The organism is Mesorhizobium sp. C372A (genome assembly GCF_030323245.1).
Taxonomy (GTDB): Bacteria; Pseudomonadota; Alphaproteobacteria; order Rhizobiales; family Rhizobiaceae; genus Mesorhizobium.
Genome location: NZ_CP100475.1, coordinates 5,988,152 through 6,003,925 on the forward strand (window position 1 = coordinate 5,988,152; position 15,774 = coordinate 6,003,925).

Annotated in this window: 14 protein-coding genes; 6 read left to right on the forward strand and 8 right to left on the reverse strand. The window is 64.2% G+C overall.

Features of this window, described 5'->3' with window-relative positions; translation table 11 throughout:
• Positions 1 to 27: 27 nt before the first annotated feature.
• The gene (locus NLY42_RS28975) at positions 28 to 1,797 is read right to left on the reverse strand and encodes an acyl-CoA dehydrogenase family protein (RefSeq protein ID WP_286488915.1); all 1,770 of its coding nucleotides are present in this window, start codon (positions 1,795 to 1,797) and stop codon (positions 28 to 30) included.
• 446 nt (positions 1,798 to 2,243) lie between these two features.
• Between NLY42_RS28975 and NLY42_RS28980 the strand changes: the two genes are divergently transcribed.
• A complete protein-coding gene (locus NLY42_RS28980; RefSeq protein ID WP_023723281.1) occupies positions 2,244 to 3,356 on the forward strand; it encodes a glycoside hydrolase family 25 protein in 1,113 nt (370 codons plus the stop codon).
• Positions 3,357 to 3,359: 3 nt separating this feature from the next.
• Here the strand turns inward: NLY42_RS28980 and purD are convergent, their stop codons facing one another.
• Together purD and NLY42_RS28990 are read right to left on the reverse strand one after the other, a co-directional pair.
• Positions 3,360 to 4,646 carry a phosphoribosylamine--glycine ligase gene (gene purD, locus NLY42_RS28985; protein WP_023754093.1) on the reverse strand — a complete coding sequence of 429 codons (1,287 nt, stop codon included), beginning with the start codon at positions 4,644 to 4,646 and terminating at the stop codon, positions 3,360 to 3,362.
• 133 nt (positions 4,647 to 4,779) lie between these two features.
• Positions 4,780 to 5,574, reverse strand: coding sequence for a phytanoyl-CoA dioxygenase family protein (locus NLY42_RS28990; RefSeq protein ID WP_023754092.1), 795 nt, complete (start codon positions 5,572 to 5,574; stop codon positions 4,780 to 4,782).
• Positions 5,575 to 5,665: 91 nt separating this feature from the next.
• On the opposite strand from NLY42_RS28990, the gene NLY42_RS28995 reads away from it, so the two are divergent.
• Both NLY42_RS28995 and ubiA read left to right on the forward strand, forming a co-directional pair.
• Entirely contained in the window at positions 5,666 to 6,577 is a 912-nt protein-coding gene (locus NLY42_RS28995; RefSeq protein ID WP_023668455.1) for a LysR family transcriptional regulator, read from the forward strand.
• Positions 6,578 to 6,628: 51 nt separating this feature from the next.
• The gene (ubiA, locus tag NLY42_RS29000) at positions 6,629 to 7,612 is read left to right on the forward strand and encodes a 4-hydroxybenzoate octaprenyltransferase (RefSeq protein WP_023754091.1); all 984 of its coding nucleotides are present in this window, start codon (positions 6,629 to 6,631) and stop codon (positions 7,610 to 7,612) included.
• Between the two features lie 173 nt (positions 7,613 to 7,785).
• Here ubiA and NLY42_RS29005 read toward each other — a convergent pair whose 3' ends face one another.
• From NLY42_RS29005 to NLY42_RS29015, 3 genes are all read right to left on the reverse strand, one after another.
• Positions 7,786 to 8,352 carry a DUF6101 family protein gene (locus tag NLY42_RS29005; RefSeq protein WP_023684357.1) on the reverse strand — a complete coding sequence of 189 codons (567 nt, stop codon included), beginning with the start codon at positions 8,350 to 8,352 and terminating at the stop codon, positions 7,786 to 7,788.
• Between the two features lie 184 nt (positions 8,353 to 8,536).
• Positions 8,537 to 9,967 (reverse strand): FAD-binding oxidoreductase, encoded by a 1,431-nt coding sequence (locus NLY42_RS29010; RefSeq protein WP_023754090.1) that lies wholly within the window; start codon positions 9,965 to 9,967, stop codon positions 8,537 to 8,539.
• A gap of 18 nt (positions 9,968 to 9,985) precedes the next feature.
• Positions 9,986 to 10,951: an L-threonylcarbamoyladenylate synthase gene (locus NLY42_RS29015; RefSeq protein WP_023754089.1), complete on the reverse strand. Its 966-nt coding sequence runs from the start codon at positions 10,949 to 10,951 to the stop codon at positions 9,986 to 9,988.
• A gap of 371 nt (positions 10,952 to 11,322) precedes the next feature.
• On the opposite strand from NLY42_RS29015, the gene NLY42_RS29020 reads away from it, so the two are divergent.
• Both NLY42_RS29020 and NLY42_RS29025 read left to right on the forward strand, forming a co-directional pair.
• A complete protein-coding gene (locus tag NLY42_RS29020) occupies positions 11,323 to 11,775 on the forward strand; it encodes a hypothetical protein (protein ID WP_023754088.1) in 453 nt (150 codons plus the stop codon).
• Between the two features lie 159 nt (positions 11,776 to 11,934).
• A complete protein-coding gene (locus NLY42_RS29025; protein ID WP_023754087.1) occupies positions 11,935 to 12,324 on the forward strand; it encodes a hypothetical protein in 390 nt (129 codons plus the stop codon).
• Positions 12,325 to 12,404: 80 nt separating this feature from the next.
• Here the strand turns inward: NLY42_RS29025 and glyS are convergent, their stop codons facing one another.
• Together glyS and NLY42_RS29035 are read right to left on the reverse strand one after the other, a co-directional pair.
• Entirely contained in the window at positions 12,405 to 14,909 is a 2,505-nt protein-coding gene (gene glyS, locus NLY42_RS29030; RefSeq protein WP_023754086.1) for a glycine--tRNA ligase subunit beta, read from the reverse strand.
• A gap of 68 nt (positions 14,910 to 14,977) precedes the next feature.
• Complete coding sequence (locus NLY42_RS29035; protein ID WP_023754085.1) at positions 14,978 to 15,379, reverse strand: endonuclease domain-containing protein; 402 nt, start codon at positions 15,377 to 15,379, stop codon at positions 14,978 to 14,980.
• A gap of 223 nt (positions 15,380 to 15,602) precedes the next feature.
• Here NLY42_RS29035 and NLY42_RS29040 point away from each other — a divergent pair, with 223 nt between their 5' ends.
• A complete protein-coding gene (locus NLY42_RS29040; RefSeq protein WP_023702047.1) occupies positions 15,603 to 15,773 on the forward strand; it encodes a hypothetical protein in 171 nt (56 codons plus the stop codon).
• Position 15,774 lies beyond the last annotated feature (1 nt).

Below are 15,774 nucleotides of genomic sequence, written 5' to 3' on the forward strand. Positions count from 1 at the left end.
ATTCTTCCCTGGTGAGCGCTCTGGTATTCAGGCCGTTATCAGCGCCTTGCCGGCGGTAGCGAGGCTCTCGGCGCCATCGATGACGCGTTCCTTCAAGGCGCTGACTTCGCCGAGCAGGTTTTCGGCGAAAAAGCGGCAAAGGGCGATGCGGCTCTGCTGGGCAAGTCCGCCACGCGCCAGATAAGCGCCGCCGGCAGTAAGCGAGATCAGCCTGAGATAGGGGGTCGCACCGGCTTGCGCTTCGTCCAGACGGCCGTCGGCCAGCAGCTTCTGCAGGAAGCGCGTCGCCTCGGTGAGATCGTCGAACGCCTGGTCAAGCGCTTCGGCCGTGCGGCCGAAGCCCTGCAGGTTCGAGGTCCGCACCTCGTCGGCGATGGCCTTCAGTTCGGCGATATAGCCGTGCACATGCTCGCCGCCGCCAAGCGGCAATTTGCGGGCTACAAGGTCGATCGCCTGGATGCCGTTGGTGCCTTCATAGATCGGCGCAATGCGGGCGTCGCGATAGAGCGCGGCCGCGCCCGTCTCCTCGATGAAGCCCATGCCGCCGTGGACCTGGACACCCAGCGACGCAACGTCGACGCCGATATCGGTGGAAAAGGCCTTGGCCAGCGGCGTCAGCAGATTGGCGCGATCGCGCCAATGCGCGGCCTCCTCGCCTGTCGACACACGCGCGAAGTCGATGGCATAGGCGCAGGAATACGAGATGGCGCGGGCGATCTGGGTCAAAGCCTTCATGGTCAAGAGATTGCGCTGCACGTCGGGGTGATGGACGATCGGCGCCATCCCGGCGCCTGAAAAGTCCGATGCCTTGCCCTGGCGGCGCTCATTGGCATAGGCGATCGCCTTCTGCGTCGCGGCTTCGGCCACTGCCACGCCCTGCATGCCGACGCAAAGCCTCGCGTTGTTCATCATGGTGAACATGCAGGCGAGCCCCTTGTTCTCCTCGCCGATCAGCCAACCGATGGCGCCGGGCGCAGCACCCTGGAACCCGTCGCCATAGATCATGGTGCAAGTCGGCGAGGCATGGATGCCGAGCTTGTGCTCGAGGCCCGAACAGAAGACGTCGTTGCGGGCGCCGAGCGACCCGTCTTCGTCGACCAGGAATTTCGGCACCAAAAACAACGAAATGCCGCGCGTGCCGGCCGGCGCATCGGGCAGCCGCGCCAGCACCAGATGGACGATGTTGTCGGTGAAATCGTGCTCGCCATAGGTGATGAAGATCTTCTGGCCGAAGATGCGGTAGGTGCCGTCGCCGGCAGGCTCGGCGCGGGTGCGCAGAGCGGCGAGATCGGAACCGGCCTGCGGCTCGGTCAGGTTCATCGTCCCCATCCATTCGCCGGAAACGAGCTTCGCCAGATACCTTGCTTTGAGCGCCTGGGAAGCATGCTTGTCGAGCGCCTCGACCGCGCCCATGGTCAGCGTCGGGCCGATGCCGAAGGCCATGGCGGCGGAGTTCCACATTTCGAGCGCGGCAACGCCGAGCATGGTCGGCAGGCCCTGGCCACCGAATTCTTCCGGTCCCGACAGCGCGTTCCAGCCGCCGTCGATCCAGCTGCGGTAAAGCGCCTTCCAACCGGGCGGCATGGTCACGGCTGCATCCTTCAGCACCGCACCGTGCTGGTCGCCGATCTTGTAGAGCGGCGCCACCTCCTCGCTGGCGAAGCGGCCGGCCTCGGCCAGGATGGCGTCGACAAGGTCTTCGCCGAGGTCCCCGAACGCGCCGCTGTCGAGTGCCGGCTTGAGCCCGGCGACATGCTTGAGCGTGAACGAAATGTCGTCGACCGAGGCCTTGTACATGCCGCTTCTCCTCCGCTGCTCCGATCGCTCGATCCTAGGACCCGGGCCGATGCGAAACCATCCGCCTCTGGGCGGCCTCCGACCTTCTTTTTACGTAAACGTCAAACTTTGTCACGCGGATTTTCATCGAACTTCGTCGTCCACAGGTGGAGCGGGAGCGTAGCGGACGCCGAGTACCATGTCGCGACCTCGCGCTAGGGCGCAACGGTGCAGAATTCTGCGCCGTGGCAACGCTTCGAAGTCGCGGAATGCATACTATGGTCCGCCCCGCGTCGCTTCGCTCCTTGCTTCGCCATAAAATGAAGAAGTCGCGAGAGCGACAGGACTCCTGCCCGAAAGCACTTCCTTAACCATACCGGTCCACCATCGGTGTTTGGTCAGCGGGGATCCCCTGTTTGAAAACGCCGGCGCATCTTCTTCGCCGCTCAGCGATCGCTCTCGCGGCGATGATGGCGCTGACGTCAGCGGCTACAGCCTCGGACTTTTCCGAGCCTTGGCGGGATGGCGACCGCGCGCTGGTGGTCGACGCCTATGAATACAATTCCATCGACTGGGCGCAGCTTGCAACCGACAAGCGCATTGTCGGCTTCATCAACAAGGCCTCCGACGGGCTGCCGCCGCCCTATTTCTGCTACGGCGACGAGCCTACGGTCAAACTCTGCAAGACATTGTGGAAACGCTTTGCGGTGACGCGCGAGCTGTTTCAGACGCGCAAGGTGGTGGCCAAGGCGCTCGGCCTGAAATGGGGCGCGTATCATCTTGCCCGCCCCGGCAATCCGCTCGAGCAGGCCAACAGTTTCATCGATTTCGCCGAGCCAGCCCCTGACGATCTGCTCGCCCTCGATCTCGAAGGCAACGACCCCTCGCAATGGATGTCGCTCGAGGATGCCGAGGAATTCGTGCGCCAGGTGCACCGGCGGCTCGGCCGTTTCCCGATCCTCTACACCAACGGCAAGACCGCCCAGTACATCGCCGACAACCGCTACCAATACCGTCTGCTGTCGCGGCTGCCGCTCTGGTATGCGCGCTACAAGCCCGACATCGACGTGCATTTTCCGATGGGCAACTGGCAGGGCTATGCGCTGTGGCAGTTCTCGGCGCAGGCCAATTGCGGGCGCCTGCGCTGCCCCTACCGCGTCGCCGGCACGCCCAACGACATCGACGTCAACGTCGCGCCGATGGACGCGGCGGCACTGCGCCAGCAATGGCCCTTCGGCGGCCTGATCGACGTGCCGCCCGACTACCTCGCCTCAATACCGGTGCCGGTGTCGCGCGCGGCCGGGCTCGCTGGCAAAGTCACCATCACATACGCCGATGTGGCGACGCCACCGACGGTCGAGGAAATGGTGGCGGTGCTCGGCGCGCGCTGGCAGACATTCCGCGCCGCCTTCCGCATGCCGGTGGTCAAGACGGTGCCGCGCCGCGCGCGCTTCGGCATTGCCGAGTATGTCGCCTGGAAGCGGACCACGTATCGTTCGGAGGCTCTGCTCGAGGCCGCCTTCTCGCAGGCCGCCGACCCGGTCAGCACCGCTTCGACGGAACTGGTTCGCGAGCGCTGAGGCTTATGTGGCGGCGCTGGCCTTTTCCCGCGCCACCGCCTGCCAGCCTATGTCGCGGCGGCAGAAGCCTTGCGGCCAGTCGATACGGTCGAGCGCGGCGTAAGCGCGGCTTTGCGCTTCGCCCACCGTCTTGCCTGATGCCGTGACGTTGAGCACGCGGCCGCCATTGGCGACCAGCGCGCCGCCATTGATGGCAGTGCCGGCATGGAAAATCTCAACGCCTTCGCCAGCGGCTTCGTCGAGACCCCGAATGACCGAGCCTTTTTCCGGCGTCCCGGGATAGCCCTGTGCCGCCATCACCACGGTCAGCGCGGCATCGTCGCGCCAGCGGATCGAACTGTGCGCCAACTGGCCGTCGACGGCGGCGTTGAGCAGCACCAGCAGATCGTCCTTCAGCCGCATCATCAGCACCTGACACTCGGGATCGCCGAAGCGGGTGTTGTATTCGATCAGCTTCGGCCCCTTGTCGGTGATCATCAGCCCGGCAAACAGAATGCCGGCGAACGGCGCGCCAAGCTCGGCCATGCCGCGCATGGTCGGCTCGACGATCTCGCGCATGGTGCGCTCGACCATTTCGGGGCTCATCACCGGCGCCGGCGAATAGGCGCCCATGCCGCCGGTGTTGGGGCCGGTATCGCCATCGCCGACGCGCTTGTGGTCCTGCGCGGTGCCAAAGGGAAGTGCGGTCGTGCCGTCGCACAGGCAGAAGAAACTCGCCTCCTCGCCGGTCATGAATTCCTCGACTACTACCTCAGCGCCGGCGTCACCGAATGCGCCGTCGAAACAAGCATCGAGGGCGGCGCGCGCCTCGTCCAGCGTCATGGCGATGGTGACGCCCTTGCCGGCGGCAAGCCCGTCGGCCTTGATGACGATCGGCGCGCCGACCTTTTCGACATAGGCTTTCGCCGAGGCAAGATCGGTGAAGCGGCCATAGGCGGCGGTCGGGATGCCGTATTTGGCGCAAAGGTCCTTGGTAAAACCTTTCGAGCCTTCGAGCCGCGCTGCCCGCTTCGACGGGCCGAAGACGCGGATGCCCTGCTCACGCAGATCGTCGGCAATGCCGGCGACCAGCGGCCCTTCCGGCCCGACGACGACGAGATCGATCGCGTTGTCCTGGCAGAAGCTGGCAACAGCGGCATGGTCGGCGATGTCGAGCTTGACCAGTTCGGCCTCGTGGGCGATGCCCGGATTGCCGGGCGCGGCATAGAGCCTGGTCAAAAGCGGCGAGGCCGCGATCTTCCAGGCCAGGGCATGTTCGCGGCCGCCGGAGCCGATCAACAAAACGCGCATGCCGATGTCCCTTGTCATTTCACGACAGGGACTGCGCTATTGCGCTGCGCAGCGCGGGTCAAGACTTTTGGTCCGCTGCTTGCCGGTTGCGCACGGCAACGTCGCGCCGAGAGCACGGCGTCCCCGGCCGGTATCAGCTCTGGAAGACGACCGGGAACCAGTCCTCGCGCAGTTTCTGGCCGGGCTTCATGTCATGGCCGGGATAGGGCGGCGAGGTACGGCCGGGGCGCTCGACATAGCGCGCATCGTCGCCGACCCAGCGCAGCGACAGCGCCCGGCGACGCGCCGCGGTGGGATTGCCGCGCGCACCATGCGCGGTGCGGAAGTCGAACAGGATGGCGTCGCCCGGCTCCATCTCCCATTCGAGCACCTTCAGCGACGGGTCCTTGTCGGGATCGGGCACGGGGAGGTAATCGCCCTGGCCGGCATAGAAATTGCTGTCATCGAGCCAGCGCACCGGCAGGATCATCTTGTCCCATTTGTGCGAGCCGGCGATCAGCCGCAGCGTCGCTTCCTTGACCGGATCGATCGGAATCCAGAAGCTGACGGTCTGGGTGCCATCGACGAAGTAATACGGGATGTCCTGGTGCCAAGGCGTCGGCTTTTGCGTGCCCGGTTCCTTGACCAGCACATGGTCGTGGAAGAACTGGGCGCTGCGCGACTGCATCGCCGCTGCCGCGAGTTCCGCGGCCGGGGAATTGCGCACCACGTCGACGAATTCGGGAATGCGCTCCCAATTGCAGTAATCGTCGAAGAAGCTGCCCTTGCCGTTGGCGATGTCCGAGGCCGTGGCGCTGCGGTTTTGCATGTTGCGCTCGATGCCGGCGGCGATGGTGCCGACCCAGTCCTTGAAGGCGCCGCGTATGCAGACCGCGCCGTCGCGCTGGTAGTCGGCAATCGCTGCGGCATCAATATGTCTGGCGGCCATCTCATGTCTTCCCTGTTTCGATGACCGACTATCGCAGCCGCCGCACATCGCGTAAAATAATAACTTCTCATCTCTCTTATAGTTTTAGACTATGAATCTGACCCTCACCCAGCTGCGTTACCTCGTCGCCGTCGCACGGCATGGCAGCGTCACCGCGGCCGCGCGGATGCTGAACGTCTCACAGCCGTCGATCTCGGTGGCGATCGACAATGTCGAAGCGACGCTCGGCCAGAAACTGTTCGTGCGCCAGCGCGGCAGCGGCATCGCGCTGACCTCGTTCGGCCGCAGCGCGGTGGCGAAGGCAAAGCAGGTGCTGGCCGAAGCGGACGAACTGGTTGGGCTCGGGACGCGCGACGCCGATGTCGGGGGCGAACTTGTGCTCGGCTGTTTCGAGGATCTGGCGCCCTATTTCGCGCCGGCGCTGATCCGCGCTTTTTCGCAACGCTGCCCGGCGGTCACCGTGGTGGTCCGCGACGAGACCTTCGAGACGCTGGGCCGGCGGCTCGGCGATGCGGCAATCGATCTCGGCCTGACCTACGATCTCGGCCTGCCCTCGCACTTCGCCCGCATCCTGCTGCATGAGCTGCGGCCACACGCGCTTCTGCCGCAAGGCCACGCACTGGCCAGCCAGGCGAGCGTCAGCCTGGCGGAGCTGGCGACCCATCCCTTGATCACCACCGACCAGCCGCATAGCTGGCAGCATATGCTGGACCTGTTCCTCAGCCGCGGCCTGTCGCCGGTCTCGCAATCGACGGCGAGTTCGTTCGAACTGCAGCGCAGCATGGTCGCCAACGGCTTCGGCGTCGCGGTGAGCTACACCAGGCCCTATGGCGACAGGAGTTATGACGGGCTGCCGCTGGTCTGCAAGCCGCTGTCCGATCCGCTGCCGATGCAGCGCATCATCCTCACCCATGACACAAGGCAAAGGCTGTCGAAGGCGGCGCTGGCCTTCACGGAGGTGGCGAAGGAATGGTTTGCCAGCCACGATATTTTCACCGCCTGAGCGACAATGCGGCCGCTTGACGGCGCACGCCGCTGCTGCCACTCCAGCACGATGGAAACCATCCAGTCGAAAGCCGCACAGGGCCGCGTCGCCGACGCGCCGAGCGGCCATTGGGTCTACAAGATATTGCCGCGCTGGCTGTGGCCTTACGCGCAGCTTGCGCGCTGGGACCGGCCGATCGGCTGGCAATTGCTGCTGTGGCCCTGCTGGTGGTCGGCAGCGCTTGCGGCCAGCGCCTATCCCCGCCCGGCAGACCCGTTGCTCACATTGCTGCCGTCGCCGTGGTTCCTGTTCCTGTTCTTTGTCGGCGCCGTCGCCATGCGTGGCGCCGGCTGCACCTATAACGACATTGTCGACCAGGACATCGACAACAAGGTCGAGCGCACGCGCTCGCGGCCATTGCCGGCCGGCAAGGTGACGCGCCGCCAAGCCTGGGCGTTCCTGGTCATCCAGGCCTTGCTGGGCCTCGTCGTGCTGCTGCAGTTCAACGACTTCGCCATTCCGCTCGGCATCGTCTCGCTGGTCATCGTTGCCGTCTATCCCTTCATGAAGCGCTTCACCAACTGGCCGCAATTGGTGCTCGGGCTCGCCTTCTCTTGGGGTGCGCTGATGGGCTGGGCGGTCGAGTTCGGCGATCTCGATGGCCCGGCCATCATGCTCTATATCGGCTCGATCCTGTGGGTGATCGGCTACGACACCATCTATGCACATCAGGACAAGGAAGACGACGCAATCGTCGGCGTGCGCTCGACGGCGCGGCTGTTCGGCGACAACACCAAGACCTGGCTGGTCGGGCTTTATGGCGGCACGCTGGTCTGCTTCGCCATCGCCTTCGCCTCGGCGCAGGCGCCGGTGGTGGCGCTGGCCGGGCTGATCGCGGCCGGCGCCCATATGGCGCGGCAGATAGCGGTTCTGGATATCGACGATCCCGATCAATGCCTGCGGCTGTTCAAATCCAACAACCAGGTCGGCTGGTTGATCTTCATCGGCCTGATCGGCGGTGCGCTGTGGGTGGCGCTAAAGCCGCTGGTGTAGGCTCCCTCTTCCTTCTCCCCTTGTGGGAGAAGGTGGATCGACGCGCAGCGCCGAGACGGATGAGGGGTGCTCCAGCGGAGTGAGGCGTTGGCGTTCCCTGGAACACCCCTCATCCGTCTTGCCGCTTCGCGGCAATCCACCTTCCCCCACAAGGGGGGAAGGAGAAGAGCGCTCTATTCTCTCGAAATAATCTCCTGGCCATCAATAACCAGCCTCAGCCCGAGGTCGCCGGCCCTGCGGCGGGCGAGGAAGCGCGGGCGGCGCGTGGTCGAGACCCGGCCCTTGCGGCGATCCTTGGCCGGCAGCGCCTTGATGGCGGCGCCGAGCGATTCCTCAAGCGTGCGGGCAATGCCGTCGGATTCGATCAGCAGCATCTGCAGCCGGTAGGCGTCGGCCCAGGCGCGCCAGTCGGCGGCGACGTCGTCGAGATCGTCGGCCACCAGCAGCGGCACCGACAGCATCGGGTCGTTGTGCAGGAGTTCGAGGGTTACCGTGACATTGCCTTGCGCATCCTCCATCGCGCGGGCGGCGACGCCGCGAAACGCGTTGGCGGGCAGCGCGATGATCGCCGGCACGCCGCTCATCTCGAGCGTGCGGCGGATGACGGCGCCGCGCTGGTCGATGGTAAAGGTAACGTCGCCATAGTCGTCGCGCGTGGCATAGCTCACCACTTGCGGCAGGCGGAATGGGTCGAGGCGCATGTTGCGCCCGGCCCAGACGGGCTTCAATACACTGTTCATCTGCTGCCTTCCTGTGTTTCTCCTGAGAGCCGCTTTCACGGATCCCACCGGGCCAGTTTTCCCGGCCTCGTTGTGTGAAACATTAGCGCGAGCTTCTGCCGCGCGGCTTAAGAAAGTCAGTTAAATTTTGCTGATCTCAGGCGATGGTTATCGGAATGAGACCAGCCACAAAATGTTGAAAGGATCAGATAACCTTACCGGGATTCATGATGCCGGCCGGATCGAAGACGGCCTTCACCCGGCGCATCAGTTCGATCGCCATTGGCGGCGCGGTGGCGATCAGTTCGTCGCGCTTCAACTGGCCGATGCCATGCTCGGCCGAGATCGAACCGTGGAAGGAGCGCACGACATCGTGCACGGCATGGTTCATGGCGTGGTAGAGGCCGAGAAACGCTTCGTCGTCACCGCCCTCCGGCCGGGAGATGTTGTAGTGCAGATTGCCGTCGCCCATATGACCGAAGCAGACCACGCGCGCCTGCGGACTGACCGAAGCCACTGCACCGGCCGCCTTTTCGATAAACGCCGGGATGGATGCCACCGGCACCGAAATATCATGCTTGATCGAAGCACCTTCGGGCTTTTGCGAATCCGGCAGCACCTCGCGGAAGTTCCAGAACGCGTCGCCCTGCGCCAGGCTGGCCGCGATCACCGCGTCGCCGACGATGCCTTGTTCGAGGCCTGCCGACAGCACTTCTTCGATCAGCCCCCTGGCGTCCTCGGCCGAACGGCCCGACGACACCTGCATCAACACATACCATGGCCAATCCTGCGCCAGCGGCCGCGTGACGCCCTGCGCATGGCGCAGCGTGAAATCATACGGACGCCGGCCGATCAGCTCGAAGGCGGTGAGTGCCGCCCCTGCCCGGTCCATCGCCAGGCTGAACAGCGAAAGCGCTGCTTCCGGCGACGACAGGCCGGCAAAGGCCACTTCGCGCCCCTTGGGCTTGGGAAACAGTTTCAGCACCGCCGCGGTGATGATGCCGAGCGTGCCTTCGGCGCCGACGAACAGGTTCTTCAGATCGTAACCGGTGTTGTCCTTCTTCAGTTTGCGCAGATCGTCGAAGACCTCGCCGGTCGGCAGCACCACTTCGACGCCGAGGCAGAGTTCGCGCGCATTGCCATAGGCGAGCACGCCGGTGCCGCCGGCATTGGACGAGAGGTTGCCGCCGATCTGGCAGGAGCCCTGCGCGGCGAGCGACAGCGGAAACAGCCGGTCGGTGGCATCGGCCGCTTCCTGCAGCGTCTGCAGGATAACGCCGGCCTCGACTGTTACCGTGTTGGACAAGACGTCGATCTCGCGAATGCGGTTCAGCCGCGACAAAGAAAGCACGATCTCGCGGCCGGATGCGTCAGGCACCTGGGCGCCGACCAGCCCGGTGTTGCCGCTTTGCGGCACGACCGGCGTTCCCGTCTCGCTCGCCAACCGCATGATACGGCTCACCTCGTCGACGCTGCCGGGACGCAGCACCAAGGCGGTCCTGCCATGCCACAGACCGCGCCGCTCGGTCAGATACGGCGCAATATCGGCCTGGTCGCGCAGCGCGTATTTGTCGCCGGCGATTGCCGCGAAGCGGTCGATGAGGGTGGGGTCGAGATCGAAGGGGGAGTCGTTCATGGGCGCAAACTATGGCGCTCAGTCGAGCTTGTCACGTGGGGCAGCGGCACGAAACAGCCGATCGTTGATCGCCTCGCCCAAGCCGTCGAACGGGATCGGCTCGACGGCGATCGTCGCCGCGCCGCTGCGGTCGAGTTCCTGCAGATACGCGAACAGATTGCTTGCGGCTTCGCGCAAATCGCCCGATGCGGACAGGTTGCGCAAGGCCGCGGCCGCTTGCCAGCCTTCCGCGCGCTGCTCGCCAAAGGCCAGCAAAGCCTCGCCTTCAGCCACACTCTGTGCATCGAGCCGCACCGATGCGCGCGGCGCATAATGCGACGCCAGCATGCCGGGCGCCTCGATGCCGGCTGTCGCGCCGCGCTGCAGCTTAATGCCGGTGACGGCCTCGATATCGGCGGCAGCGATGCCGCCTGGCCTCAGCAACCGCACGCTGTTGCCTTCGACCTTGACGATGGTCGATTCCAGCCCGACCGGGGTGGCGCCGCCATCGACCACCAGCTGGATTTTGGCGCCGAGATCGGCCGCGACGGCTTGCGCCGTCGTGGCGCTGATCTTGCCCGAAGAGTTCGCGCTGGGCGCGGCCAACGGCCGGCCGAGTCTGGCGATCAGCTCGCCGCCGAACCCCCTGGGCATGCGCAGCGCGATCGTGTCCAGCCCGGCGGTGACCAGCGGATGGATGCCGTTGCCGGGTTGGAGCGGCAGCACCAGCGTCAGCGGCCCCGGCCAGAACGCCTCGGCCAGCCGTTTCGACAGCGGATCGAAGGCCGCAATGCGCTCGGCCATCGCCAGATCGGCGACATGGGCAATCAGCGGGTTGAAGCGCGGCCGGCCCTTGGCTTCGAAGATGCGGGCGACGCCGACGCCATTGGTCGCGTCGCTGGCCAGTCCATAGACGGTCTCCGTCGGGATGGCGACGACGTCGCCGCCCTCAAGCAGCGCCAACGCCTGCTCCATCGCTTCGCCGACGGATAGTATCTCAGCCACTCGCTTCACCTCACAGGCGCCGGACCTAAAGCGCGTCGCGCTGAACCGGATTCATGCGACGCGCTTTAGGTCTTTGTTTGATGCATGTCGTTCTCTCAAAACCGGGGCCACTTTTGAGCGACATGCATTAGAGCGGTTCAGCTGTTCGCTGAAACGCTCTAAGTATTTGTTTTTGCGCAATTCCGGACGGAAAACCGCTACTCACTTTTCCTGGAATTGCTCTAATACGGCAGTGGTTTTCGGGCAAGCCGGCGTTGGCGAATTATCAATGCCTAAAATGCTACGTTTCCCTGCAAGCCGGCATCAATCCACTGGGGTTAAGGCTATTTGCGGTTAGGGCTGGCGGCTTGTCGGGCAAGGGGACGGTTTCGATGTCGATGCGTGTGCTTGGAGCGCTTGGTTTCACCCTGGCGGCGATGACCGGTGGGGCGCACGCCTCGTCGATCGTCTTTCTCGGCGTCTCGACCTCGACGCCATCGGTCATCAAGGTTGGCGGATCCGAACCGGTCAGGATCGCTTCGTCGCCATCGATCGTCGCGCTCGGCGATGCCCAGCCCGATGTGACTTATGAAAAGGTCGCGGCGATCCCCGAAAAGCCTAGGCAGGATCCGATGATCATTCGCGGCGGCGTCGTCGGCGGTGCCTTCGCCGCGCCGGCTCCGGCCAGGGCGAGCACTTCAGCGCCGGCAGCGGAGACGACGGCAGAGACCGCACCAGCAGGAACTGCAACGGCATCGAACGGCAAGCCCGAGTCGGAACCGGCAGCGCCGCAGCCGGCAGCAACACCGCAGCAGCCGATCGAGGGCGTCGGCAAAGCCGAGTAGGCCATTCAGCCAAGACAGTCGGCCAAGACAGTCGGCCGATCCATTCCGCTTGACGCCGATCGACGCCCCGGCGCACGATCGGCTTGGCGGCGGCGGCCCCAATTTCGCCAATCGGGTTTGGCATGAGCGCGCCGGGTTCTAGGAGAGCGAGGGGTTATCATGAACATGACGAAATCTTTGACTATTGCCGGCCTGTTGCTGGCGTCACCTATAGGTGTCGGCGGCGCGCAGGCCGGTGACGAGCTAGGGTCCTACGTCGCGCGCATTTCCGATCGCGACCACCATGCCAGCGACGGCTATGAGCTGAGCAGCGCAGCACAGATGGTGCGGCAGGACCGTGCCAACTGGCACAAGTTCCACCGGCGCGACGCCGACGACCAGGGCGATGACTGGTTCCGCAGCAACGATGATCGCGCGTATCTGGAACGCATGCTGAAGCGCAGTGGCGCGATGAGCTCCTCGACACGGAACGCCATCGTCAATGGCGAGCCGCTGATCCAGGTCGACGTCTATTCAGACAGCGTGCATGTCAGCATTTTGGAGGACTGACGGAGTCAGCCTCGGGAGGACTGAAAACAAGACGGGCGGCGTGTGAACGCCGCCCGTGTTCGGGCTTGTCCGTCCCTTAGCTAGCCAGCTATTCTGGAGAAATCAGCCACCTGGTCGGTGGCCGTGCGGATGCGGGCGAGCAATGCCAGACGGTTGGCGCGCACGGCCTGGTCCTCATCATTCACGAGAACACGTTCAAAGAATGAATCAACCGGTTCGCGCAGCACGCTAAGCGCCAGCATGGCGGCGGAAAAGTCTTCGTTTTGAATCGCTTCGCCGGCTTCTCTCTCCGCCTGATTCACCGCTGCAAACAGCGATTTCTCGGCCTCCTCGCGAAACAGCGCCGGCTCAACAGTCTCGGCGACGCGCGTTTTCTTCTTCTCCTCGGCCGCCAGAATGTTGGCCGCGCGCTTGGTGCCGGCGAGCAGGTTCTTGCCGTCCTCGGTGTCGAGGAAGGACCCTAGAGCTTCGACGCGGCGCACGATCTGCAGGAGGTCGTCCGACTGCGGCGTGATGACCGCATCGATGAGATCGTGGCGGGCGCCCTGGTCGCGGAGATAGACTTTCAGGCGGTCGTGGAAGAAGGCGATGAGGTCGGAGAGAACTTCTAACGAGCCTCGAAACGTATACACCTCCGCGATCTGACCGCTTTCAAAACGTGCATAGTTACAGCCGTCTGTTAGGTAAATCTCCCGACCTTCGTCCGAAAAATCATACTGCCCCCAAAGGGTGTCCGGATGGTCCTCTGGCAATTCAAAGTCCGTCGGATCTATCTCCGTTACCACTAGCTTGCGGCTGTGCAGCCGGTCGTATTGGGCGGTATGAGCAGCTCTTAGCAAACTCAACATTGCCAGCTTGATGCCATTCTCGACCAATATCCTGACTACACCCAGTGCGGCCCTTCTCAGCGCGTAAGGGTCCTTAGACCCCGTCGGCTTTTCATCGATCGCCCAGAACCCGACCAGCGTATCGATTTTGTCGGCGAGTGCGACGGCAATCGACACCGGATCGGTCGGCACGCTATCCGACGGCCCTTGCGGCTTGTAATGTTCCTCGATCGCCGCGGCCACGGACGGATGCTCGCCCTGCAGCAGCGCGTATTTGCGGCCCATGGCGCCTTGCAGTTCGGGGAATTCTCCGACCACTTCGGTGGTGAGATCGGCCTTGGCGAGCACCGACGAACGCCCGGCGAGCGCGGCAATCTCCCCCCTTGAGGGGGAGATGTCGCCGAAGGCGACAGAGGGGGTCGTCTCGCGTGGAGCGCCAACTCCCTCTTTCTTCGAGAGACCGGACGGCGTCGCGGCAGCCGAAGCGACCCCCTCTGGCCTGCCGGCCATCTCCCCCTCAAGGGGGGAGATCGACTGCGCCACTGTTGGCGCCAGCTCTTCCGCCAGCCGCTTGATCCGCTCCACCCGCTCGCCTTGCGTGCCGAGCTTGGCGTGGAAAGTCACCCCGAGATGGTCGAGGCGGGCCATGCGTTGGTCGAGCGGCTTTTTCAGATCGAGCCCGAACTTTTCCGCCGATGCTTCAAGCTGCTCGAGATCGGGCAGATCGCCCTGGTCGGTGCGCCAGAAGTACAGCGCATCCGACAGGCGCGCGCGCACCACCTTGCCGTTGCCGTGCGCGATCTCCTTGCCGCCGTCCTTGGCCTCGATGTTGGCGGTGAGGATGAAGCGGTTGGAAAGGTTTTCGCCGTCGCCCTGCGGCCGGGTGACAAAGCATTTCTGATTGGCGCGGATGGTCAGCCGGACCACTTCTGGCGGAATGGCAAGAAAGGCCTGCTCGAATTCGCCCATCAGCACCACCGGCCATTCGACCAGGCCCGACACTTCTTCCAGCAGCCCTTCGTCCTCGACCAGATCGAGCCCGTTGGCGAAGGCGAGGTTGCGGGCGTCGGCAAGGATGATCTCCTTGCGCCGGTCGCCATCGAGCACGACCTTCGCTGCTTCGAGCTTGGTCACGTAATCGTCGAAGCGACGCACGGTGATTTCACCCGGCGCCATGAAACGATGGCCGTAGGTGATATTGCCCGAGCGGATGCCATCGATCTCGAAATCGACCACCACCGGCTCCTCGGTCTCCGGGCCGAAGGTGCACAGGATCGTCTGCAGCGGCCGCACCCAGCGCAGCGAACCGGGCTTGGCCGAAGCCGGCCCCCAGCGCATCGATGTCGGCCACGGGAAGCTGCGAATGATGGCCGGCACCAGCTCGGCGATGACTTCTTCCGCCGCCCTGCCCGGCTTCGAAATATGGGCGACGTAGAAATCGCCCTTCTTCGGATCGGAATGAACATGCGCCTCGGCAGCCGAGGCAAGACCTGCCTTGCGCAGAAAGCCCTGCACCGCCTGTTCCGGCGCCGTCGTCGACGGCCCCTTGATTTCCTCGTGGATGTCCTTCGAGCGCGCGGTCAGGCCCCTGACATCGAGCGCCAGGCGCCGCGGCGTCCAGTATTCGCGCGCGGCGTCATAGGTCAGACCCGCCGCGACCAGACCGTCGGTCAGCATCTTCCTGAGATCGCCCGCCGCCTTGCGCTGCATGCGGGCGGGAATTTCCTCGGAGCGAAGTTCTAAGAGCAGGTCTGGCATGGTTAAGCTCCCACCCTCCCCTTGATGGGGAGGGTCGGCGCGTAGCGCCGGGGTGGGGTGGCGACCTCTCAGCCGCCGATACCTTCGGCACCATCGCGCAAACGCAGGTGTGATTTTCGTTCTTCCACCGCCGCATAGATCGTATCGAGCACGGAATCCAGTTCGTTTTTGATTTCATGGTTCCAGAAGCGAATGACGCGGTAGCCTTGGCTCTCGAACCATTTCGTTCGACGCTCGTCATGGCGCAGCTGGTCATCGAAGCTGTGACGGGCACCGTCCACCTCAATGATCAGCTTCAGCCGGTGGGAGATGAAATCAGGGAAGTAAACGCCTACCGACGCCTGCCTGCGAAAATGAGTGCCTTCTACTGGAATGCGCCACAGATGCCGCCACAGGATGCGTTCCTCGTCGGTCATCGCCGCGCGAAGCCTTTGCGCAGACTGCAGCTTGAATCGATCGAGTTTTGGCATGGAACGTCGCGCTGTCACCCCCACCCGCCGCTTCGCGGCGACCTCCCCCATCTAGGGGGAGGTAAGAGGGCATAGCAACTCGGCTGACCGCTGTTTCCAGGAATTTTGACCGCCCCTGTCGGGCCGCAACCAGCCCGCCCGTCCTTGGATCAAAGATTTCCATGAACCAAACGCAGCGCTGAAGCGACCAACGCTCAGGCAGGGACCTATTGGCTGAACGACCATGAAAACGGCATCGAGACTTCTCCAGATCATCGCGCTCAGCGCCTGTTTCGCCGCGCAGGTGCATGGCGCCTTCTCGATGCCGGGTGTGCGGCAGGCTATGCGGACCATGGCGGGATCGTCTGGCCAGTTCTCGGCGCCAATCAACATTTCCCCCGAAATGATGAAGTGAG

What these genes read in the sequence shown, in the direction of transcription:
- NLY42_RS28975 (WP_286488915.1), bottom strand. Translation starts at nt 1,797, where the DNA reads ATGTACAAGGCCTCGGTCGACGACATTTCGTTCACGCTCAAGCATGTC.
- NLY42_RS28990 (WP_023754092.1), bottom strand. Translation starts at nt 5,574, where the DNA reads ATGGCCGCCAGACATATTGATGCCGCAGCGATTGCCGACTACCAGCGC.
- NLY42_RS29010 (WP_023754090.1), bottom strand. Translation starts at nt 9,967, where the DNA reads ATGAACGACTCCCCCTTCGATCTCGACCCCACCCTCATCGACCGCTTC.
- glyS (WP_023754086.1), bottom strand. Translation starts at nt 14,909, where the DNA reads ATGCCAGACCTGCTCTTAGAACTTCGCTCCGAGGAAATTCCCGCCCGC.
- NLY42_RS29005 (WP_023684357.1), bottom strand. Translation starts at nt 8,352, where the DNA reads ATGAACAGTGTATTGAAGCCCGTCTGGGCCGGGCGCAACATGCGCCTC.
- NLY42_RS29035 (WP_023754085.1), bottom strand. Translation starts at nt 15,379, where the DNA reads ATGCCAAAACTCGATCGATTCAAGCTGCAGTCTGCGCAAAGGCTTCGC.
- ubiA (WP_023754091.1), top strand. Translation starts at nt 6,629, where the DNA reads ATGGAAACCATCCAGTCGAAAGCCGCACAGGGCCGCGTCGCCGACGCG.
- NLY42_RS29025 (WP_023754087.1), top strand. Translation starts at nt 11,935, where the DNA reads ATGAACATGACGAAATCTTTGACTATTGCCGGCCTGTTGCTGGCGTCA.
- NLY42_RS29020 (WP_023754088.1), top strand. Translation starts at nt 11,323, where the DNA reads ATGTCGATGCGTGTGCTTGGAGCGCTTGGTTTCACCCTGGCGGCGATG.
- purD (WP_023754093.1), bottom strand. Translation starts at nt 4,646, where the DNA reads ATGCGCGTTTTGTTGATCGGCTCCGGCGGCCGCGAACATGCCCTGGCC.
- NLY42_RS28995 (WP_023668455.1), top strand. Translation starts at nt 5,666, where the DNA reads ATGAATCTGACCCTCACCCAGCTGCGTTACCTCGTCGCCGTCGCACGG.
- NLY42_RS29040 (WP_023702047.1), top strand. Translation starts at nt 15,603, where the DNA reads ATGAAAACGGCATCGAGACTTCTCCAGATCATCGCGCTCAGCGCCTGT.
- NLY42_RS28980 (WP_023723281.1), top strand. Translation starts at nt 2,244, where the DNA reads ATGATGGCGCTGACGTCAGCGGCTACAGCCTCGGACTTTTCCGAGCCT.